Source organism: Micromonospora fulviviridis (assembly GCF_014648395.1).
GTDB classification, from domain to species: Bacteria; Actinomycetota; Actinomycetes; order Mycobacteriales; family Micromonosporaceae; genus Micromonospora; species Micromonospora fulviviridis.
The window spans coordinates 236,655-256,862 of sequence record NZ_BMRA01000002.1 but is presented as its reverse complement, the minus strand read 5'-3'; the positions used below and the strand labels follow the sequence as shown (position 1 = coordinate 256,862).

General features: G+C 73.6%; 19 protein-coding genes. 14 read left to right on the top strand and 5 right to left on the bottom strand.

Features of this window, described 5'->3' with window-relative positions:
* The first annotated feature begins 130 nt into the window (after nt 1-130).
* The 4 genes from IEY96_RS06145 to IEY96_RS06130 all read left to right on the top strand — a co-directional run bounded on the left by IEY96_RS06145 (nt 131) and on the right by IEY96_RS06130 (nt 4,027).
* Nucleotides 131-1,480, top strand: coding sequence for a M16 family metallopeptidase (locus IEY96_RS06145; protein WP_189193825.1), 1,350 nt, complete (start codon nt 131-133; stop codon nt 1,478-1,480).
* 59 nt (nt 1,481-1,539) lie between these two features.
* On the top strand, nt 1,540-2,307 hold the full coding sequence (gene dapB, locus IEY96_RS06140) for a 4-hydroxy-tetrahydrodipicolinate reductase (protein WP_189193824.1): 768 nt from the start codon (nt 1,540-1,542) through the stop codon (nt 2,305-2,307).
* Nucleotides 2,308-2,406: 99 nt separating this feature from the next.
* Nucleotides 2,407-3,342 (top strand): helix-turn-helix domain-containing protein, encoded by a 936-nt coding sequence (locus IEY96_RS06135; protein ID WP_189193823.1) that lies wholly within the window; start codon nt 2,407-2,409, stop codon nt 3,340-3,342.
* 217 nt (nt 3,343-3,559) lie between these two features.
* Nucleotides 3,560-4,027, top strand: coding sequence for a GNAT family N-acetyltransferase (locus IEY96_RS06130; protein ID WP_189193822.1), 468 nt, complete (start codon nt 3,560-3,562; stop codon nt 4,025-4,027).
* A gap of 100 nt (nt 4,028-4,127) precedes the next feature.
* Here the strand turns inward: IEY96_RS06130 and IEY96_RS06125 are convergent, their stop codons facing one another.
* Nucleotides 4,128-6,227, bottom strand: coding sequence for an amylo-alpha-1,6-glucosidase (locus tag IEY96_RS06125; protein ID WP_189193821.1), 2,100 nt, complete (start codon nt 6,225-6,227; stop codon nt 4,128-4,130).
* Between the two features lie 146 nt (nt 6,228-6,373).
* On the opposite strand from IEY96_RS06125, the gene IEY96_RS06120 reads away from it, so the two are divergent.
* From IEY96_RS06120 to IEY96_RS06105, 4 genes are all read left to right on the top strand, one after another.
* Complete coding sequence (locus IEY96_RS06120) at nt 6,374-7,363, top strand: substrate-binding domain-containing protein (RefSeq protein WP_189193820.1); 990 nt, start codon at nt 6,374-6,376, stop codon at nt 7,361-7,363.
* Nucleotides 7,364-7,388: 25 nt separating this feature from the next.
* The gene (locus tag IEY96_RS06115; protein ID WP_189193819.1) at nt 7,389-8,636 is read left to right on the top strand and encodes a sugar ABC transporter substrate-binding protein; all 1,248 of its coding nucleotides are present in this window, start codon (nt 7,389-7,391) and stop codon (nt 8,634-8,636) included.
* A 65-nt stretch (nt 8,637-8,701) separates the two neighbouring features.
* The gene (locus IEY96_RS06110; RefSeq protein ID WP_189193818.1) at nt 8,702-9,820 is read left to right on the top strand and encodes a carbohydrate ABC transporter permease; all 1,119 of its coding nucleotides are present in this window, start codon (nt 8,702-8,704) and stop codon (nt 9,818-9,820) included.
* A gap of 1 nt (nt 9,821) precedes the next feature.
* A complete protein-coding gene (locus IEY96_RS06105) occupies nt 9,822-10,709 on the top strand; it encodes a carbohydrate ABC transporter permease (RefSeq protein WP_189193817.1) in 888 nt (295 codons plus the stop codon).
* 46 nt (nt 10,710-10,755) lie between these two features.
* On the opposite strand, the gene IEY96_RS06100 is transcribed toward IEY96_RS06105, so the two are convergent.
* Genes IEY96_RS06100 through IEY96_RS06090 form a run of 3 tightly spaced genes read right to left on the bottom strand, consistent with a single transcriptional unit; the run spans nt 10,756 to nt 12,796 of the window.
* A complete protein-coding gene (locus tag IEY96_RS06100) occupies nt 10,756-11,136 on the bottom strand; it encodes a VOC family protein (RefSeq protein ID WP_189193816.1) in 381 nt (126 codons plus the stop codon).
* 10 nt (nt 11,137-11,146) lie between these two features.
* Nucleotides 11,147-12,178, bottom strand: coding sequence for a sigma-70 family RNA polymerase sigma factor (locus IEY96_RS06095; protein ID WP_189193815.1), 1,032 nt, complete (start codon nt 12,176-12,178; stop codon nt 11,147-11,149).
* Between the two features lie 36 nt (nt 12,179-12,214).
* On the bottom strand, nt 12,215-12,796 hold the full coding sequence (locus IEY96_RS06090; RefSeq protein ID WP_189193814.1) for a GNAT family N-acetyltransferase: 582 nt from the start codon (nt 12,794-12,796) through the stop codon (nt 12,215-12,217).
* Between the two features lie 35 nt (nt 12,797-12,831).
* Here IEY96_RS06090 and IEY96_RS06085 point away from each other — a divergent pair, with 35 nt between their 5' ends.
* Nucleotides 12,832-14,142 (top strand): glycosyltransferase 87 family protein, encoded by a 1,311-nt coding sequence (locus IEY96_RS06085; protein WP_189193813.1) that lies wholly within the window; start codon nt 12,832-12,834, stop codon nt 14,140-14,142.
* Here IEY96_RS06085 and IEY96_RS06080 read toward each other — a convergent pair.
* The gene (locus IEY96_RS06080; protein ID WP_189193812.1) at nt 14,041-14,592 is read right to left on the bottom strand and encodes a GNAT family N-acetyltransferase; all 552 of its coding nucleotides are present in this window, start codon (nt 14,590-14,592) and stop codon (nt 14,041-14,043) included. The two genes, IEY96_RS06085 and IEY96_RS06080, sit on opposite strands and share 102 nt — an antisense overlap.
* Nucleotides 14,593-14,679: 87 nt before the next feature.
* Between IEY96_RS06080 and IEY96_RS06075 the strand changes: the two genes are divergently transcribed.
* The 5 genes from IEY96_RS06075 (at nt 14,680) to IEY96_RS06055 (ending at nt 20,121) form a co-directional block, all read left to right on the top strand.
* A complete protein-coding gene (locus IEY96_RS06075; RefSeq protein WP_189193811.1) occupies nt 14,680-15,909 on the top strand; it encodes a winged helix-turn-helix domain-containing protein in 1,230 nt (409 codons plus the stop codon).
* On the top strand, nt 15,899-16,525 hold the full coding sequence (locus IEY96_RS06070; protein ID WP_189193810.1) for a DUF2752 domain-containing protein: 627 nt from the start codon (nt 15,899-15,901) through the stop codon (nt 16,523-16,525). The genes IEY96_RS06075 and IEY96_RS06070 overlap by 11 nt, the downstream gene beginning before the upstream one ends.
* A gap of 139 nt (nt 16,526-16,664) precedes the next feature.
* Nucleotides 16,665-17,402 carry an FAD-dependent thymidylate synthase gene (gene thyX / locus IEY96_RS06065; protein WP_091321886.1) on the top strand — a complete coding sequence of 246 codons (738 nt, stop codon included), beginning with the start codon at nt 16,665-16,667 and terminating at the stop codon, nt 17,400-17,402.
* Nucleotides 17,403-17,454: 52 nt separating this feature from the next.
* A complete protein-coding gene (gene dapA / locus IEY96_RS06060; RefSeq protein ID WP_189193809.1) occupies nt 17,455-18,381 on the top strand; it encodes a 4-hydroxy-tetrahydrodipicolinate synthase in 927 nt (308 codons plus the stop codon).
* 51 nt (nt 18,382-18,432) lie between these two features.
* Entirely contained in the window at nt 18,433-20,121 is a 1,689-nt protein-coding gene (locus IEY96_RS06055; RefSeq protein ID WP_189193808.1) for a ribonuclease J, read from the top strand.
* The last annotated feature ends 87 nt before the right edge of the window (nt 20,122-20,208 follow it).

Here is a 20,208-nt window from a genome sequence, read left to right as displayed (position 1 = left end):
GGGTGACGCCCACGGCGTCACCCGGCCGGCTTCGTTCGTCACCCCCGCACCACCCACCCCTCGTCGAACTGAGAGCAGGTTCCTCGTGAGTCGGACCCGGCGTTCGTCCTTCCCGGCGTCTCGACGGGGGGTGACGTCGTCCGAGGTCGCGCGCCCCGCGGGCGGAGCGGCCCGGGCGGTCACCCGCACGCTCAGCGACGACCCGCTGGGCGGCACCGTCCGCCGCACCGTGCTCCCGAGCGGCCTGCGGGTGCTCACCGAGGCGATCCCGGCGATGCGCAGCGTCTCGTTCGGCATCTGGGTGGCGGTCGGCTCGCGCGACGAGACCGGGCCGCAGGCCGGCGCCGCGCACTTCCTGGAGCACCTGCTCTTCAAGGGCACCAACAAGCGCGGCGCGCTGGAGATCTCCTCGGAGATCGAGGCGGTGGGCGGCGAGACCAACGCCTTCACCACCAAGGAATACACCTGCTACTACGCGCGGGTGCTCGACGAGGACCTGCCGCTGGCCATCGACGTCATGTGCGACCTGGTCGCCGACTCGGTGCTGGCCGCTCCCGACGTGGAGACCGAGCGCGGCGTCATCCTCGAAGAGATCGCCATGCACGACGACGAGCCCGGCGACGAGGTGCACGACCTCTTCGCCCGCGCCGTCTACGGCGACCACCCCCTCGGCCGGCTGATCTCCGGCACCGAGGAGACGGTCACCCCGATGACCCGGCGGCAGATCCAGAGCTTCTACCGCCGCCGCTACACCGCGCCGCAGATCGTCATCGCGGCCGCCGGCAACCTCGACCACGCCGCCGTGGTCAAGCTGGTCCGGCAGGCGCTGCGCGGCACCCCGCTGGACACCGACCCGGCCGCGCCGGCCCCGCACCGGTCGGCCACCCCGGCGGTACGCACGAAGCCGGCCGCCACCCTGGTCGAGCCGAAGGAGACCGAGCAGGCGCACGTCATCCTCGGCTGCCCCGGCATCGACCGCCTCGACGAGCGGCGCTTCGCCCTCGGGGTGCTCAACAACGTGCTCGGCGGCGGCATGTCCAGCCGGCTGTTCCAGGAGATCCGGGAGCAGCGCGGCCTGGCCTACTCGGTCTACTCCTACGCCAGCCAGTACGCCGACAGCGGCCTGTTCGCCGTCTACGCCGGCTGCGCGCCCGGCAAGGTGGACGAGGTGCTGGACCTGACCCGGGCCGAGCTCCAGCGGGTGGCCACCACCGGCATCACCGAGGCCGAGCTGGCCCGGGGCAAGGGGATGAGCAAGGGCTCCTTCGTCCTCGGCCTGGAGGACACCGGCTCCCGGATGAGCCGGCTGGCCAAGGGCGAGCTGCTCTACGGCAACCTCATGCCGGTCGACGAGCTGCTGGCCCGGGTCGACGCGGTGACCCTGGACGACGTCAACGCCCTCGCCGCCGAGCTGCTCGGCCGGCCGATGTCCCTCGCCGTGGTCGGCCCGTTCGACGAGTCCGCCTTCGCCGCGCGCTGACCGTCCCGCTTCCCGGTCCGTCGGGGTGGCCCCGTCCCGATTGGGATAGGTTGTGCCCCGTGACTGACGAGCAGGAGAAGGACCCGGCCGAGGCGGTCCGGGTCGGTGTGCTGGGCGCCCGCGGCCGGATGGGCATGGAGGTCTGCAAGGCCGTCGACGCGGCCGGCGACCTGGACCTGGTGGCGACGATCGACCAGGGCGACGACCTCTCCGCCGTCGCCGGCGCCGAGGTGGTCGTCGACTTCACCACCCCCGACGTCGTCATGGACAACCTGCGCTGGTGCATCGACCAGGGCATCAACGCGGTGGTCGGCACCACCGGCTTCACCGGGCAGCGGCTCGAACAGGTGCGCGGCTGGCTGGCCGCCAAGCCCGGCGTCGGCGTGGTGATCGCCCCCAACTTCGGCATCGGCGCGGTGCTCATGATGCAGTTCGCCGCCCGCGCGGCCCGGCACTTCGAGTCCGTCGAGATCATCGAGCAGCACCACCCGCGCAAGCTGGACGCGCCCAGCGGCACCGCCACCCACACGGCCCGGCTCGTCGCCCAGGCCCGCGCCGAGGCCGGGCTCGGGCCCGCGCCGGACGCCACCAGGGACGAGGTGCCCGGCGCCCGCGGCGCCCAGATCGACGGGGTACGCGTGCACGCGGTCCGCGCCACCGGCCTGGTCGCCCACCAGGAGGTGCTCTTCGGCACCACGGGCGAGACGCTGACCATCCGGCACGACTCGTACGACCGGGCCTCGTTCATGCCCGGCGTGCTGCTGGCGGTGCGCGAGGTGCGCCACCGGCCGGGCCTCACCGTCGGCCTGGACGCCCTGCTCGACTGACTCCCGCCGCTGACCGGCCGCACCTGACGGCGGCCGGCGGCGCGCAGGTGCGCAACGCCGATCAAGCGACGCCGCCCCCGGCGGGTGCAGGCTGTCCACATGACCCAGACGGACGGACTCACCGGCCTCCTCGACGTGCTCCAGGTCGCCCTGGACCACCCGGAGACCGGACCGGCGAATCTGGCCGCCCGGGCCCACCTGTCCCGGTTCCACTTCGACCGGCTGGTCGCCGCGGCCACCGGGGAACCGCCGGGCGCGCTGCGCCGCCGGCTGCTCCTGGAGCGCGCGGCGCACCGGCTCATCACCAGCGACCGAACCGTCCTCGACATCGCCGTCGAGGCCGGGTACGGCTCGCACGAGGCGTTCACCCGCGCCTTCCAGCGGTCGTACGGCGTCGCCCCGACCGTGGTCCGGCGGCGCCCGCCGCTGACCTTCCGCGAGCTGGAGCTGCCCTGCCCCAGCGGCGTCCACTTCCAACCGCCCGGTGGCCTGCGGCTGCCGGCGGCACGTCAGGAGACCCCCATGAACGTTCTCCAGCACCTGGTCGACCACCACGTCGAGACCCTCACCGCGATCATCGACCGCGCTGGCAGGCTCGACGAGGAGGTGCTCGACCGGCCCGTCACCGTGTCCGTGGAGACCATCGACGAGCAGCCCACGCTCCGCTCGCTGATCAACGCCATGGTCACCCAGGAGGAGCACTGGCTCTCGGCGCTGCGCGGCGGCGAGTGGCCCGACGAGAGCGACCGGTCGGTGTCCGGGCTGGCCGCCCGGCACGGGGTCGCCGGCCGCGACTGGCAGGCCTTCGTGGCCCGGACGCTGGCCGCCGGCACCCTGGCGGACACCTTCGTCGACACCACCTGCGCGCCGCCGACCACCCACACGCTGGGCGGCACCATCGGCCACGTGATCACCTTCGCCGCCGTGCGCCGCACCCTGGCCATCGGCGCCCTGCACAGCGCCGGCATCACCGACCTCGGCGCCGGCGACCCCCGCCCCTACCTGGACGCCGCCGCGACCGCGTCGGCCGGCTGACCGTCACGGCCGGCGTCCCCCGGCTTTGATCGACTCCAGCTCGCCGAGGTGGCGGTGTCCGAGACCCGCCGATACCGCTCCCTCGGCGATGCCGTCCCCGGTGGCCCTTGGCCCTGCGGGCCGTCCGCCCGGCGGCCGGCCGTGCGGGCCGCGTGCGGGGTGGCGGCTCCGGCGAAAGCGATGGCCGGGTGGGCGGGCCGGCCCTAGGCTGACCGCGATGATCGATTCCGGGCAGTGCGACCGCGCCGGCCGCCGGGTGACCCTGCGGCCGGTGGACGACGACAACTGGCGGGCGGTGGCCGACGTCGCCCCCCGCGACGACCAGCGGGACTTCGTGCCCGCGCTGGCCGCCCGCTACCTGGTGCTGACCATGCGCTCGGACGTCTGGACCTCGCTCGCCGTCTACGCGGACGAGACGGTGGTCGGACACGTCATGTGGGGTGTGGACGACGACGACTCCCGCTGGATCGGCGGCATGGTGATCGACGCCGCCGAACAGGACCGCGGCATCGGCCGCGCCGTCGTGAAAACCCTGACCGACTGGCTGGCCGAGGCAGGCCACCCCATCCGCCTGAGCTACCACCCCGACAACACCCCCGCGGCGACCCTCTACCGCTCCCTGGGCTTCCACCCGACAGGCGCCCTGGAGGACGACGAACTGATCGCCGAACTCACCCCACCCTGACCGCCGCACACCCCCTCACCCTGTTGATCAAGAAGTTTGCGTCAGGCCGCAGCCGATTTTCGACGCAAACTTCTTGATCAACTCAAAGGGGTCAGGCGGGTCAGGCGGGGGTGTGGGCGGGGTCCGTGGGTGGGCGGGGGGTGGGGATGTGGAGGGACGGGGGGAGGCCGGTGAGCGTCGGGGTGCCGGTGTGGTCGACCGTGACCGTGACGGGGGTGTTGGCGATCCTCAGGCCCTGGGCGGTCAGGGCGCCGAGTTCGGGGCCGGCCAGGGGGCGGAGGTCGACGCGGCCGGCGGGCACGTCGGGGTAGACGCCCAGGCCGGCCTGGAGGAGCAGCACGGCCGCCGCCGCCGACCAGGCCTGCGGGTGGCACGCCGCCGGGTACGGCGCCGGCCGGCCGAGCAGCGCCCGGTCGTCCCCGCCGTACAGCTCGGGGAGGCGGTAGTCGAACGCCTCGGCGGCACCCAGCAGGCCGTCGGCCAGCCGTAGCGCCGCCTCGCGGTGACCGGCCCGGGCCAGCCCGCCGAGCACGATGGCGGTGTCGTGCGCCCAGATCGACCCGCAGTGGTAGGACAGCGGGCTGAACCCTGCGTCGTCGGTGGACATGGTGCGCAGCCCGAAGCCGCCCGCCATGGCCTCGGTCGAGAGCAGGGCGGCGACCTGCGCCGACTCGGCGTCCGACAGCAGCCCGGTGCCGAGCAGGTGACCGATGTTGCTGGTCAGCGAGTCCACCGGGCGCTTGTCCCGGTCGAGCGCCAGGGCGGGCTGCGGGCCGTACGGGCCGTCGACCCAGAACGCGGCGCGGAACCGGGCGGCGAGGCGGTCGGCGTACGCGCGCCAGCGGTCGGCGCCGGGGCGGCCGAAGGCGTCGAGCAGGTCGGCCCCGTTCACGGCGGCCTGGTACGCGTACCCCTGCACCTCGGCCAGCACGATGGGCGGCCCGGCCAGCCGGCCGTCCCGGAAGCGCACCGCGTCGCCGGAGTCCTTCCAGCCCTGGTTGGCGAGGCCGTGGCCGGTGGTGTCGACGTACTCGACGAAGCCGTCACCGTCGGCGTCGGCGTGCTCGCCGAGCCACCCGAGCGCGGCCTCCAGGTGCGGGAGCAGCGGCTCGACCTGGTCGGCGGCGAGTCCCCAGCGCCAGGCGTCGTGCAGCAGCCCCACCCAGAGCATGGTCGCGTCGACCGTGCCGTAGTAGGCGGGCGGCAGGCGCAGCCCCTCGTCCAGGGTGAACTCGTGCCGGCGCAGCTCGTGCAGGATCTTGCCGGGCGCCTCGCCGGTGGCCGGGTCGACCCGGACGCCCTGCCGGCGGGCCAGCACCCGCAGCGTGCCGGCGGCCAGTTCGGTGCCGAGCGGCAGCATCATCCGGGCGGCCCAGAGGCTGTCCCGGCCGAAGAGGGTGAGGAACCAGGGCACGCCGGCGCCGAGGAAGACGTCCTCCGGGTGGCCCGGCTCGGCCAGCCGCAGCCCGCGCAGGTCGGCCAGGGAGCGGTCGAGGAGCCGGACCAGGCGGCGGTCGTCGGCGCGTACCGTCGGTTCGGACCAGCCCGGGCCGGGCGGGGCGGCGGTCACCACGGCCTTCGGGTCGGTGACGGCGAGCCGCCAGCGCAGCGTCGCCGACTCGCCGGGGGCGAGCGTGACCGGCCAGCTCAGCCGGGGTGCGGTGGCGCGGTCGCCGGCGGCGTCCACGGTGGCCGCCTCGCCGGTCACGGTCACCGTGAGCCCTTCGGCGGCCCACTGGACCCGGCCCGGCTCGCCGGCCTTGGCCTCCAGCGGCACGCCGCTCCCGCCGGACTTCACCAGCTCGATGGGGGCGAGGTCGCAGCCGAGGTCGACGCTGACCGTGGTGCGGACCGGGCCGGTGGCGGTGGACGACACGACGAGTTCCTCGGTGAGGCCGTGCGGCCCGGCCTGGCGGGTGCGCTCGACCCGCACGGTCGGGTCGGGGGTCGGGTCGCCGAGCCAGCGGGCCAGGGCCACGAAGCGGGCGCCGTGCGGCCCGGCCGATCCCCGGGTCAGCGGCTCCGGCTCGCGGTCGTCGAGGCGCAGTTCGGCGCGGGAGAGCACCCGGGCGTCGGCGTGGAAGGCGCCCTGGACGCCGTGCGGCCGGATCTGGCCCGCCGCGTCGCCCAGCGCGCTGGTGGGGGCGTGCACCACGCCGACCAGGTCGTGCAGCAGCGGTTGCAGGTGGCGTTCGGACAAGGGGAACTCCCGGTGCTGATCGGTGGGCCGGGGATGTCTTGACAGATGGCTCCGGCCGGTGCAAAGTGCGAAACATTCCAGAAACTTTGAACGATCTAATCCTGCCGTATCGGAGTTGGATCGTTCAAGGCGGCGAGAGGGATTTCGTGGCTGAAAAGGTGACCATCGCGACGGTGGCCCGGCGTGCCCAGGTGAGCCGCCAGACGGTCTCCAACGTGCTCAACGCGCCGCACATCGTCCGCGAGGAGACCCGGCGGCGGGTGGAGGAGGCCATCGCCGCCCTCGGCTACCGCGCCAACCAGGCCGCCCGGCAGATGCGGACCGGGCGGTCCCGGCTCATCGCGGTCCGCATCGAGCCCACCCGGGACGGGATCAACGGCTCGGTGCTCGACCGGTTCCTGCACGGCCTCACCGAGACCGCCGACGCCGCCGGCTACCGGGTCCTGCTCTACACGGCCCGGGACGACGACCAGGAGATCGGCACCTACGACGACCTGCTCGGCGCGTACGACCTGGACGCGTTCGTGCTCACCGGCACCAAGCACGGCGACCCGCGCACCGCGTGGCTGGCCGAGCGCGAGGTGCCCTTCGTGACCTTCGGCCGGCCCTGGGACGCCCTCGACGGGCACCCCTGGGTCGACGTGGACGGCGCCGCCGGCACCGCGCAGGTCACCCGGCACCTGCTCGACACCGGCCACCGCCGGATCGCCTTCCTCGGCTGGCCGACCGGCTCCGGCGTCGGCGACGACCGGTGCGCCGGCTGGCGTACCACGATGACGGCGGCCGGCCTCGACGTGGCCGGCCTGCGCCGGGAGACCGAGGACGGCATCGCCGAGGGCGAGCGGGAGCTGCGCGACCTGCTCGCCCGCGACGCGCCGCCGACCGCGGTGGTCTGCGCCAGTGACTCGCTCGCCCTCGGCGCGCTCCAGGCGGCGCGGGGCGCGGCGGCGCCGGTCGCCGTCGTCGGCTTCGACGACACCCCGGTGGCCGCCGCGGTCGGGTTGAGCAGCGTCAGCCAGCCGCTCGCCGCGGCCGCCGCCCGCTGCGTCGACCTGCTCACCGGCCTGCTCGACGGCCAGCCCACCGACCCGCACGTGCTGCTCACCCCCGCGCTGGTGCTCCGGCACACGGCGTGACCACATCCCCCACCAGGAGAGTCAGATGACACCTCGCACCCTCACCCGGGCGGCGGTGGCCGGCTTCGCCGCCGTCGCCCTGTTCGGCTCCGCCGCGTGCGGCAACGGCTTCGACGATTCCGGGAGCGACACCAAGCAGTCCAGCGGCCCGGCCAGCCTCCAGATCCTGATCGGCTCCTCCGGCGAGGCCGAGACCAAGGCAGTGCAGGACGCGGCCGCCAAGTGGGCCTCGTCCAGCGGCAACACCGCCACCGTGACCCCGGCCCAGGACCTCACCCAGCAGCTCGGCCAGGCCCTCGCCGGCGGCACCCCGCCGGACGTCTTCTACGTCGACGCGAGCCGCTTCGCCGACTACGCCAGCGTCGGGGCGCTGGAGCCGTACGGCGACAAGATCAGCAACAAGGACGACTTCTACGAGAGCTTGCGCACCACGTTCACCTACGACGGCAAGCTCTACTGCGCGCCGAAGGACTTCTCCACCCTCGCCCTGGAGATCAACACCGACCTCTGGGCGAAGGCGGGCCTCGCCGACGCCGACGTGCCGACCACCTGGGACCAGCTCACCGCCGTCAGCCAGAAGATCAAGGCGAAGGGCATGGTGGCGCTCGCCCTCGGCGACACCCGTGACCGGATCGGCGCCTTCATGGTGCAGAACGGCGGCTGGCTGATGAGCAAGGACGGCAAGCAGGCCACCGCCGACACCCCGGAGAACCTCCAGGCCCTCCAGTACGTGAAGTCCCTGCTCACCAACGGCTACGCGAAGTTCCCGAAGCAGCTCGACGCCGGCTGGTCCGGGGAGGCGTTCGGCAAGGGCAAGGCCGTCATGACCATCGAGGGCAACTGGATCAAGGGTGCCCTGCAGAACGACTTCCCGAAGGTGAAGTACAAGGTCGTGCCGCTGCCGGCCGGCCCGAAGGGGCAGGGCACCCTCTCCTTCACCCAGTGCTGGGGCATCGCGGCCAAGTCGAAGTTCAAGGACCAGGCGATCAAGTTCGTCGAGGCGATGACCGCGGGCGACCAGCAGGTGACCTTCGCCAAGGCGTTCGGCGTGATGCCGTCGCGGCAGTCCGTCCGCGACCAGTACACCACCGCCTTCCCGGCGGACAAGCCGTTCATCGACGGGGCCGCGTACGGCCAGGGCCCGGTGAACGCCCCGAAGATGGACAGCGTCCTGCGCGACCTGGAAGCCGGCCTCCAGGGGCTCGCCACCGGTGACCCGAAGACGATCCTGGCCAACTTCGACAAGAACGCCAAGGCGGCGCTCGGCGGCTGAGCGGTGGCGGAGGGGCCCGGCCGGGCCCCTCCGCGCCGGCTCCCACGGACAAGGAGGGAGGGGAGATGGCAACCGAAGCTCTGCGCGCCCCGGCCACCACACCGGTGCGGCCGCCACGCCGCCGTCGCGGCGGTGTCCGCGGCAACGAGAACGTCGCCGGCTGGCTCTTCGTCGCGCCGGTGATCGTGATCCTCGGGCTCTTCCTGCTGCTGCCGATCCTGATGGCGCTCTGGGTGAGCCTCACCGACTGGAACGGCCAGGGCAGCCCGTTCACCGGCGACGTGCCCTTCGTGGGCGGGAAGAACTACAGCCGGCTGTTCACCGAGGACGGGCTGGACCGCCGCGATTTCATGACGAGCATCCGCAACAACATGTACTACGTGGGCATCGTCGTGCCGGTGCAGACCGTCCTCGCCCTCGGCCTCGCCCTGGTGGTCAACAACCGGATGCTCAAGGGGAAGGGCTTCTTCCGCAGCGCGTTCTACTTCCCCTCGGTCACCAGCTCCGTGGCGATCAGCGTGGTGTTCCTGTTCCTGTTCGCCAACTCCGGCGCGGTCAACAAGCTGCTCGGCCTCCTCGGCGTCGACGGGCCGGAGTGGTTCGCCGACTCCCGGGGTGTGCTGCACCTGCTGTTCGGCGCCGTCGGGGTGGACACCCCACCCGGCGCGCTCACCTCCGGCGGGCCGTTCGGCCTGACCTGGTGGGACTGGCTCGCCGGCCCGAGCGTGGCCATGGTCTCGATCATCAGCCTGGTCATCTGGACCACCTCGGGCACCTTCATGCTGATGTTCCTGGCCGCGCTGCAGAACGTCCCGGTGGCGCTCGACGAGGCCAGCACCCTCGACGGGGCGAGCCGCTGGCAGCGCTTCCGGCACGTCACCCTGCCGCTGATCAAGCCGACCACCTTCCTGGTGCTCACCCTCGGCCTGATCGGCTCCTGGCAGGTCTTCGACCAGGTGTACGTGATGAGCCAGGGCGACCCGGCCAAGACCACGCTCACCCCGGCGTACCTGTCGTACCGGACCGCCTTCCGGGACTTCGACTACGGCGCCGGCGCGGCCATCTCCTTCGTGCTGTTCCTCATCATCATCCTGCTGACCCTGCTCCAGCGCCGGGTGATGGCCGACCGGGACGAGCCCCGGCGGGCCCGGTGGTGGCGGCGACGCGTACCGGAGGGGTCCTGACATGGCCGTGCTCACCGACCGGCCGGCGGCGCCCGTCGCGCGCCGCGCCGACCGCGGGCCGCGCGCCCGGGTCAACCGCATCCTCGGGTACGCGGTCCTGATCGCCTTCGGGCTGGTCTTCCTCTACCCGTTCGTCATCCAACTCGGCAACTCGCTCAAGACCGAGCCGGACGCGGCGGCGAACCCGCTGTCGCCGATCCCCGACCCGCTGACCCTGGCGGGCTTCGAGCGGATCTTCGCCGGCACCAACTTCCCGCTCTGGCTCGGCAACTCGCTGCTGGTCACCGTGCTGGTCACCCTCGGCCGGGTCTTCTTCGACTCGCTCGCCGGCTACGCGCTGGCCCGGCTGCGCTTCCGGGGCCGGGCCGGGCTCTTCGCCGCGGTCATCGCGGTGATGGCGGTGCCCGGCGTGGTGCTGCTGATCCCGAAGTTCCTGGTGCTCAAGCAGCTCGGCCTCTACGACAGCTACGCGGGCCTGGTGGTGCCGCTGCTCGCCGACGCGGCCGGTGTGTTCATCATGAAGCAGTTCTTCGAGTCGGTGCCGGTCAGCGTCGAGGAGGCCGCCCGGATCGACGGGGCGGGCGTCTTCCGCACGTTCTGGTCGGTGGTGCTGCCGATGGCACGGCCGGCCCTCATCACGCTGACCATCCTGTCGTTCCAGGGCTCCTGGAACGAGTTCCCGCACAGCCTGGTCTCGGTGCAGGACCCGGACCTGTTCACCCTGCCCCGGGGGCTGGCCGACCTGGTCAGCGGGTCGCTCGGCAAGGGCACCCAGTATCCGCTCAAGCTGGGCGCCGCGCTGCTCGCCACCATCCCGGTGGCGGTGCTCTTCGTGATCTTCCAGCGCTACTTCGTCCGCGGCGCGAACGAGGGCGCCGACAAGGGCTGACCGGCGGCCGGCGGTCCCGCCCCGTGCCGGGACCGCCGACCCCGGCTCAGCTCTCCTGGAGCACCGACAGCACGTTGCCGGCCGGGTCGGTGAACCAGGCGATCGACGGGCCGTTGCCCCGCATGACCCCCTTGTCGTCCTGCGGCATGCCCTCGTAGCGCTCGAACCGCACCCCGCGCGCGACCAGCTCGTCCACCGCCCGGTCGATGTCCGGGACCGGGAAGTTGAGCACCGTGTAGGTGGCCGGCCGGTGGTCGGCCTTCGGATAGACCAGCACCGGCCGGTCGCCGGCCAGGTGCAGGGTCAGCAGGCCGCCCATCGCGTCGTCCCGGGACACCCGCAACCCCAGGACGTCGGTGTAGAACCGCTCCGCGCGATCCGGGTCGTCCACCGAGAACCCGCTGAACGCCTTCGTGTCCCTGAACATGACCCGCTCCTCACTCCGCCGGCGCGCCGCCTCCGTCGTGCCTACCAGGGGTGGACGGCGCAGGGGGCGGAAATTCATCGGCCGGTCGGGGATCGAGCCGGGTCGGCAGCCCGAAGCGCGGGAAGAGCCGGGGCTCCAGGAAGTGGGTGAGCCGGGCGATCCGCCCCTCGGCGCACTCCAGCACGGTGATCGAGAAGGCCTGGTGGCCCCCGGCCGGGTCGACCCGGTACTGCGCCAGGGCCGGTACGCCGTTCGCGGCGACCCGCACCAGCCGGGAGCCCCGGCACTCGGCGCCCGGCCCGCCCAGCCAGCGGCCGATGTCCGCCGCGCCGCGCAGCCACATCCGGTAGGGCGGCATGCTCTGCACGGCGTCCGCGCGCAGCAGCGCGACCAGGGCGTCGATGTCGTAGCGGGCGAAGGCGTCCACGTAGCGGTCGAGCAGGTCGCGGTCGACCGGGTCGAGATCCGGACCGACGCGGTGCTCGGCGCGCACCCCGGCCAGGGTCGCCCGGGCCCGCTGGAGCGCGCTGTTGACCGCCGGCACGGTGGCGTCGAGCAGGTCGGCGACCTCGTCGGCGCGCCAGCGCAGCACGTCCCGCAGGATCAGCACCGCGCGCTGCCGGGGCGGCAGGTGCTGGAGCGCCGCCACGAACGCCAGCCGCACCGACTCCCGGGCCACCGCCAGCTCGGCCGGGTCGGCCGGCAGCACCGCCGTGTCCGGCACCGGCTCGACCCAGCCGCCGACCGGCGTGCCGATCGACTCGGCCACCGGCGCGGCCGGGCCGCCCAGGTCGACCGGCAGGGCCCGCCGGCCGCGCCCGCGCAGCAGGTCGAGGCAGACGTTGGTGGCGATCCGGTAGAGCCAGGTGCGCAGGCTGGACCGGCCGTCGAAGCCGTCCCGGCCGCGCCAGGCCCGCAGCAGGGTCTCCTGCACCGCGTCCTCGGCGTCGAACACCGAGCCGAGCATCCGGTAGGCGTAGCCCGTCAGCTCGACCCGGAACGGCTCCAGGTCACTGGTCACCGGCGCGGGTGCAGTCGTCATGCCGCCACGGTAGGCGCTACCTCCGACAGCGCGTACTCAGGAAGAAGTGGCCGGCTCGGTGGGGACGCCGACGTGCAGGCGGACCTGGGGGACCAGCATGTCGTCCACGTCCAGCGCGCGGGCGGCGCCGTCCGGCTCCCAGCCCGTCGAGGTGAGGAACTTCCGGGTCGCCGCGTCCGCGTCGAACGCCCAGGCCACCGCGTGGGTGAAGCCGTCTTCCCGCCAGTGGTCGACCATGGCGGCGAGCAGGCGGCTGCCGTGCCCGCGCCGGCCCCAGCGCGGCTCCACCAGCAGGTCGGTCACCGCCGCCACGCCGTCGGCGAGCGCCTCGGCCGGCTCGCTCGGCGCGAGCGCCTCGGCGTCGGCCGGACCGGAGGCGGCGAACCCCACCAGATACGATTGCTCGGCCTGTTCGACGGCGACCAGCACGCGGTGCGCGCCCGAGGGCGGCTCCTGCACCGCGGCGCTCCACCGCCGGGCGAGGTAGGCCTCGTCCAGGTTGTCGAGCACGTGCCGGGGCAGGATCCGGCGGTACGCGGCCCGCCAGGTGGCGAGCTGGAGGCGTGCGATCTCGCCGGCGTCCTCCGGACGCGCGGGGCGGACGTACCCGAGAGCCATGGCACGTGAGCCTACGCAGGGCGAGGAGGGCGACGGTGGCGCAGGGTGCCAGGCGGACGATCGCGCAGGTCGTCGTCGTGGTCGCGCTCGCCGGCGCGGTGACCGCCTTCCTCTCGGTGGCGGCCGTGCGGCACGGCTTCTTCGACCTCAAGGTCTACTACGGCGCGCTGACCTTCTGGGTGCACGACGGCGGGGAGATCTACGACTTCCTCAAGGGCGGCACCCAGTACGGCTTCACCTACCCGCCGTTCGCCGCGCTGGTCATGCTGCCGATGGCGTACCTGCCGTGGCCGGCGGCGATCGCGGTGAGCGTGGCCGCCACCGTGGTGGTCAGCGCCGTGGTCATCTGGTGGCTGCTCGACCCGGTCGCCCGGCGCGCCGGCTGGACCCGCTGGTTCGTCCTCGCGGTGGCGCTCTGCCTGGCCGCCGCCTACGAGCCGATGCGCGAGACGGTGAACTTCGGCCAGGTCAACATGCTGCTGCTGTTCCTCGTGGCGGTGGACCTGCTCCGGTTGCTGCCGGCGCGCAGCCGCTGGGCCGGGGTGGGCATCGGGCTGGCCACCGCGATCAAGCTGACCCCCGGCATCTTCATCGTCTACCTCCTGGTCACCGGCCGCTGGCGCGCCGCGTTCACCGCCATCGGCGCGGCGGCCGCCGCGACCCTGGTGGCCGCGGCGCTCTTCCCGGACGCCTCCCGGGAGTTCTGGACCGAGGCGCTGTGGAACACCGACCGGGTGGGCGAGCTGGCCTTCGTCTCCAACCAGTCGCTGCGCGGGGTGGTGGCCCGGCTCGATCCGGGACACCCCAGCACCGTCGCCTGGCTGGTGCTGGTCCTCGCCACCCTGGTCGTCTGGGGCTGGCGCTCCCGGGCCGCGGTGGCCGCCGGCGACGAGGCCACCGGCCTGGCGCTGACCGGCGCCACCATGTGCCTGGTCAGCCCGGTGACCTGGGTGCACCACCTGGTCTGGCTGCTGCCGGGGCTGATCCTGCTGGTCGACAACGGCATGGCGGCGCCCGCCCGCAGCCGCCGGCGCCGCCTGCTGCTGGCCGCCGCGCTCATCGGGTACGCCTTCCTGACCAGCCGGATCGTCTGGGCCTGGGAGAAGGACTTCACCGGGGTGGACGGCTTCCTGGGCAGCAACACCTACGTCTGGATCAGCCTGGCGCTGCTGCTCGCCCTGCCGATCCGCCGCTGGACCGCGCCCATCGGCGGCGGCCCCGCCGGTCGGGGCGGGCCCGCCGGGTCAGCCGTCGAGCCGGGCGGTGTAGCGCAGCTCGAGGAGCCGGACCGGGTCGCGCCCGCCGTGCAGCGGCACCGGGTAGGTGGACTCCTCCCCGTCGGGTGACAGCCCGGCCCGCTCGTAGAAGCGGCGTGCCCGGGCGTTGTCGGCGAGCACCCAGAGCCGGTACTCCGTCCACGCCCGCTCCGCCAGCCCGGTCCGGGCCGCGGCGTGCAGCGCCCGCCCGATCCCGGATCTCCAGTGCGCCGGCTCCAGGTAGAGCGCCAGGACCTCGCCGTACCGCGCGTCCAGGTCGCCCCGGTCCTGGTTGTTCCGGTACGGCCCGAAGGTGGTGAACCCGACGACGACCCCGTCGACCTCGGCGACCAGCGTGGTGAACGGGTGCTCCGGGTCGGCCGTGCCGAGATCCCGGCGGCGCTGCGCCCAGGCGGCCGGGTTCAGCCGGTTCAGCACCTCGTCCGGCATGATCCCGGCGTAGCCGGCCTGCCAGCCGCGGATGTGCACCCGCGCGATCGCCTCCGCGTCGTCCGGTTCCTCCCGGCGGATGGTGGGCACCTGTCCGTTCTATGCCGCGTCGGGCGATCGGTCCAGCCACCGCGCTGCGAGTCGTCGTGTCGTACCGGTGGATTAAGGTCCCCGACGATGGCCGCACCGGAATCGCTCTCGCTCGCCCAGGCCCGCCGGATCGCCCTGGCCGCGCAGGGCTTCGCCGACCCGACGCCCACCGGCGTGCCCACCCGCCGGCACCTGCGCCGCGTGCTCGACCGGGTCGGGCTGATCCAGATGGACTCGGTCAACGTCCTGCAACGCGCGCACTACCTGCCGCTCTACAGCCGGCTCGGGCCCTACCCGACCAGCCTGCTCGACACCGCGGCCTACCGGCGCCCCCGCGAACTGTTCGAATACTGGGCGCACGAGGCGTCGCTGGTCCCGGTGGGCCTGCACCCGGCGCTGCGCTGGCGGATGGCCCGGGCCCACGACGCGGCCTGGGGCGGGATGCGCCGCATCGCCCAGGAGCAGCCCGAGCTGGTCGCCTGGGTGCGCGACGAGGTGGCCGCCCGGGGCCCGCTCACCGCCGCCGAGATCGAGCACGACGCGCCGCGCGAGACCGGCAACTGGGGGTGGAACTGGTCCACCGTCAAGCGGGCGCTCGAGTTCCTGTTCTGGGCCGGCGAGGTGACCGCCGCCGACCGCACCACCTCGTTCGCCCGCCGCTACGACCTGCCCGAACGGGTGCTGCCGGCCGCCGTGCTGGACGCGCCCACCCCGAGCGACGCCGACGCCCACCGCACGCTCGTGGCGATCGCCGCCCGGTCGCTGGGCGTGGCCGCCGAGCCCGAGCTGCGCGACTACTTCCGGCTGCCGGTGGCCGGCGCCCGGCAGGCGATCGCCGAGCTGGTCGAGGCGGGTGAGCTGACCCCGGTCACCGTGTCGGGCTGGCGGCAGCCGGCCTACCTGCACGCGCAGGCCCGGCTGCCCCGCTGGGTGCGCGGCAACACCCTGGTCAGCCCGTTCGACCCGCTGGTCTGGGAGCGGGCCCGCGCCGAGCGGCTCTTCGATTTCACCTACCGCATCGAGATCTACGTGCCCGCGCCGCAGCGCGTCCACGGCTACTACGTGCTCCCCTTCCTCCAGGGCGAGCGGTTCACCGCCCGGGTCGACCTCAAGGCCGACCGGAAGGCCGGGGTGCTGCTGGTGCCGGCCGCCTGGGTCGAGCCGGGCGCCGACCCGGGGGAGACCGCCGTGGCGCTCGCCGCCGAGCTCTACCGGCTCGCCGGCTGGCTCGGCCTGGACGCGGTCGCCCCGCCCGCCGCCGGTGACCTGGCCGCCCCGCTGGCCGCCGCCCTGGTGGGCGTGGCGGGTGTACGGTGAGCGCGTGACGAGCGTTGACCGGCCGGCCGCCGCGCCCGACCCGCACCCGGTCCCGCCCGGGCCACACGTCGCGCACGCCGCCGGGCCGCACGCCCACTACGGGCCGCACGAGGAGCACCCGGCCGGGGCGGCGACCTGGCCCGCCGGGGTGGCCTACCCGCCGGTCGAGCCGGACCGGTTCACCCGCCTGGTGCTGCGGCTGCACGCCCGCGCCCCGCGCTGGGCGGTGCCCCTCGCGGCGCTCGGCTGCGTCGGCCTGGGCATGGCGTACGCCCTGCTCAGCGACCCCACCAACAGCGACCCGGACGCCCGGCCGACCTGCCTGCTCAAGCTCACCACCGGGCTGGACTGCCCGGGCTGCGGCGGCACCCGCGCCCTCTGGTACGTGCTGCACGCCGACCTCCCCGCCGCCGCCCGGCACCACTTCCTCTTCGTCTTCTCGTTGCCGTTCCTGGCCTGGCTGTTCGTGAGCTGGGCGGGGAACCGGGCGTTCGGCTGGCGGCTGCCGGAGCTGCGGATCAGCCCCAAGGTGATCGGCGGCTTCCTGGCCCTCTGGCTCGCCTTCTCGGTGGCCCGCAACCTGCCCTGGGCCCCGTTCACCTCGCTCTACGTCTGACCCGCACCGAGATCTTGGACACCTGACGCCGGCGCGGACGGGAAGTGTCCAGGATTCGCCGCTGGTGCGCTGGTTCACGTCCGCGCGCCCAACTTTCGCGGCCGGCCCACCGGCCACTACAGTCGCAGGAATGCCGGAGATGGTGCAGCCCCAGGTCAAGCTGATCGCGTGGACCCAGTTCCAGGCCCCGGACGACGTGCCGTGGTCGACCGACGCGGAGGGCGGTCAGGCGCTCGCCGAGTTCGCCGGCCGGGCCTGCTACCAGAGCTGGAAGAAGCCGAACCCGGCCACCGCGACCAACGCCGGCTACCTGGCGCACATCCTGGACGTGGGGCACCTCTCCGTGCTGGAGCACGGCTCGGTGAGCTTCTACTTCAGCGGGGTGTCCCGGTCCTTCACCCACGAGCTGATCCGGCACCGGCACTTCTCCTACTCCCAGCTGTCCCAGCGCTACGTCCCGGAGCGGGACGCGGCCATGGTCGAGCCGGCCGTGATCGCCGACGACCCGGAGCTGCACAAGAAGTTCGTCGAGGCGAGCGAGGCGGCGGTCCGGGCGTACACCGAGCTGCTGGAGGGGCTGGAGGCCCGGTTCACCGACGAGCCCAACCCGACGCTGCGCCGCAAGCAGGCCCGGCAGGCGGCCCGCGCGGTGCTGCCCAACGCCACCGAGACCCGGATCGTGGTGACCGGCAACTACCGGGCGTGGCGGCACTTCATCAAGATGCGCGCCACCGAGCACGCCGACGTGGAGATCCGCGAGCTGGCCGTGGAGTGCCTGCGGCAGCTCCAGGGGGTCGCCCCGAACGTGTTCGCCGACTTCGTGATCTCCACGCTGCCAGACGGCACCGAGGTGGCGGCCTCTCCGCACGCCGAGTGAGTCGTCGCCCTTCGCCGCCGGGGCCCCGGTGGTCGTCCGCTAGGTTGTGAACATGACGCACGACCTCCCTGCCGCCCCGAACCGGGGTGCCTCGCGCCCGTTCGGACGACTGATCACGGCCATGGTGACCCCGTTCACCGCCGACGGATCGCTCGACCTCGACGGGGCCGTCCGGCTGGCCAGCCACCTCGTCGACGAGCAGGGCAACGACGCGCTGGTGCTCAACGGCACCACGGGCGAGTCGCCGACCACCACCGACGCGGAGCAGGAGGCCCTGATCCGCGCCGTCGCGGAGGCGGTGGGCGACCGGGCCCGGATCGTCGCCGGCGTGGGCACCAACGACACGCGGCACACCATCGAGCTGGCCGCGCAGGCGGAGAAGGCCGGCGCGCACGGCCTGCTCGTGGTCACGCCGTACTACAACAAGCCGCCGCAGAGCGGGCTGCTGCGCCACTTCACCGCGGTCGCGGACGCCACCGGGCTGCCGATCATGCTGTACGACATCCCGCACCGGGCCGGCACCGAGATCGCCACCGACACCCTGGTCAAGCTGGCCGAGCACGGCCGGATCGTGGCGGTGAAGGACGCCAAGGGCGATCTCACCGCCACCTCCTGGGTGCTGGCCCGCAGCGACCTGGCGTACTACTGCGGCGAGGACGCGTTGACCCTGCCCGCTCTCGCGGTCGGCGCGGTCGGCGTGGTCGGCACCTCCACGCACTTCACCGGCGTGCAGACCAAGCAGATGATCGAGGCGTACGAGGCGGGCGACACCGCCACGGCGCTCGCCCTGCACCGGCGGCTGCTGCCGCTGTACACCGGCATCTTCCGGACCCAGGGCGTGATCCTGGTGAAGGCGGGCCTGGCGGCCAAGGGCCTGCCGGCCGGCCCGGTGCGACCCCCGCTGGTGGACGCCACCGGCGACGAACTGGCCCAGCTGCGCGCCGACTGCGCCGCGGCGGGCCTGCCCCTACCCGAATGATCGAACGACACGACGGACGCCGCGCGACGGCGTCGCAGAATGAGGTGACGCGTGACCGAGGCGCACATCGAGGGTGAGCTGCCCCCGCCGCTGCCGGAGGGCGGCCTGCGGATCATCCCGCTCGGCGGACTCGGCGCCATCGGCCGGAACATGACGGTCTTCGAGTACGACGGCAAGCTGCTGATCGTCGACTGCGGGGTGCTCTTTCCCGACGTCGAGCAGCCGGGCGTGGATCTGATCCTGCCCGACTTCGGGCCGATCCTGGACCGGCTGGCCGACGTGCAGGCCATCGTGCTCACCCACGGCCACGAGGACCACATCGGCGCGGTGCCGTACCTGCTCGCCCACAAGCCGGACATCCCGCTGGTCGGCTCGCAGTTCACCCTGGCGCTGGTCGAGGCGAAGCTGGCCGAGCGGCGGATCCAGCCGTACACGCTGACCGTCGCCGAGGGGCGGCGCGAGCGGCTCGGCCCGTTCGAGTGCGAGTTCTTCGCGGTGAACCACTCGATCCCCGACGCGCTCGCGGTGGCCATCCGCACCGGCGCCGGCCTGGTGCTGCACACCGGCGACTTCAAGATGGACCAGCTCCCGCTGGACGGCCGGATCACCGACCTGGCGGGCTTCGCCCGGCTCGGCGCCGAGGGCGTTGACCTGCTGCTCTCCGACTCCACCAACGCGGAGATCCCCGGCTTCGTCACCCCGGAGCGGGAGATCGGGCCGGTGCTCGACTCGATCTTCGCGAAGGCGAAGGGGCGGATCATCGTGGCCTCGTTCGCCTCGCACGTGCACCGGGTGCAGCAGGTCTTCGACTCGGCGGTCGAGCACGGCCGCAAGGTGGCGCTGATCGGCCGGTCGATGGTGCGCAACATGGGCATCGCCCGCGACCTGGGCCTGCTCAACATCCCGCCGGGCCTGGTGGTCGGGCTGGAGGAGGCCACCACGCTGCCGCCCGAGCAGATCGTGCTCATGTCCACCGGCTCGCAGGGCGAGCCGATGAGCGCGCTGGGCCGGATGGCCAGCGGCGACCACCGGCACATCACCATCGCGCCCGGCGACACCGTGGTGCTCGCGTCCTCGCTGGTGCCGGGCAATGAGACCTCGGTCTACCGGGTGATCAACCGGCTGGCCCGGGCCGGCGCCACCGTGATCCACAAGGACGTGGCCAAGGTGCACGTCTCCGGTCACGCCCCCGCCGGCGAGCTGCTCTACCTGCTCAACGTCACCCGCCCGAGCAACCTCATGCCGGTGCACGGCGAGTGGCGGCACCTGCGGGCGCACGCCCGGCTCGGCATCGAGTCCGGCGTCGCGCCGGACCGGGTGGTGCTCTGCGAGGACGGCGACGTGGTCGACCTGGTCGACGGGCGCGCCAGCCTGGTCGGCCACGTGAAGAGCCGGTACGTCTACGTCGACGGCCTCGCCGTCGGCGACGTCAGCGAGTCGCTGCTCACCGAGCGCCGGATCCTCGGCGACGGCGGCTTCATCGCCACCACCGTGGTGGTCGACTCGGTCACCGGCAAGGTGGTCGGCGGGCCGACCCTCTCGGCGAAGGGCTTCTCCGAGGACCCGGAGGCGTTCAACCCGGTCATCCCGCTGGTCACCGAGGCGCTGAACCGGGCCGCCGCGGACGGCATCACCGACCCGCACCAGCTCCAGCAGATCGTCCGGCGCACCGTCGGACGCTGGGTCAACGACGCGTACCGCCGCCGGCCGATGATCGTGCCGACGGTCGTCGAGGTCTGACCGCCGCACGCACCGCACGCCGGCCCACCGTCCGCGGTGGGCCGGCGTCGCATTCGACGGGTACGCCGCGAAGCCGTCCCGCCACCC

Excerpts from the sequence above, each read along its gene's own strand:
- IEY96_RS06135 (WP_189193823.1), top strand. The coding sequence starts at position 2,407 with ATGACCCAGACGGACGGACTCACCGGCCTCCTCGACGTGCTCCAGGTC.
- IEY96_RS06130 (WP_189193822.1), top strand. The coding sequence starts at position 3,560 with ATGATCGATTCCGGGCAGTGCGACCGCGCCGGCCGCCGGGTGACCCTG.
- IEY96_RS06115 (WP_189193819.1), top strand. The coding sequence starts at position 7,389 with ATGACACCTCGCACCCTCACCCGGGCGGCGGTGGCCGGCTTCGCCGCC.
- IEY96_RS06110 (WP_189193818.1), top strand. The coding sequence starts at position 8,702 with ATGGCAACCGAAGCTCTGCGCGCCCCGGCCACCACACCGGTGCGGCCG.
- IEY96_RS06105 (WP_189193817.1), top strand. The coding sequence starts at position 9,822 with ATGGCCGTGCTCACCGACCGGCCGGCGGCGCCCGTCGCGCGCCGCGCC.
- IEY96_RS06100 (WP_189193816.1), bottom strand. The coding sequence starts at position 11,136 with ATGTTCAGGGACACGAAGGCGTTCAGCGGGTTCTCGGTGGACGACCCG.
- IEY96_RS06095 (WP_189193815.1), bottom strand. The coding sequence starts at position 12,178 with ATGACGACTGCACCCGCGCCGGTGACCAGTGACCTGGAGCCGTTCCGG.
- IEY96_RS06090 (WP_189193814.1), bottom strand. The coding sequence starts at position 12,796 with ATGGCTCTCGGGTACGTCCGCCCCGCGCGTCCGGAGGACGCCGGCGAG.
- IEY96_RS06075 (WP_189193811.1), top strand. The coding sequence starts at position 14,680 with ATGGCCGCACCGGAATCGCTCTCGCTCGCCCAGGCCCGCCGGATCGCC.
- thyX (WP_091321886.1), top strand. The coding sequence starts at position 16,665 with ATGGTGCAGCCCCAGGTCAAGCTGATCGCGTGGACCCAGTTCCAGGCC.
- dapA (WP_189193809.1), top strand. The coding sequence starts at position 17,455 with ATGACGCACGACCTCCCTGCCGCCCCGAACCGGGGTGCCTCGCGCCCG.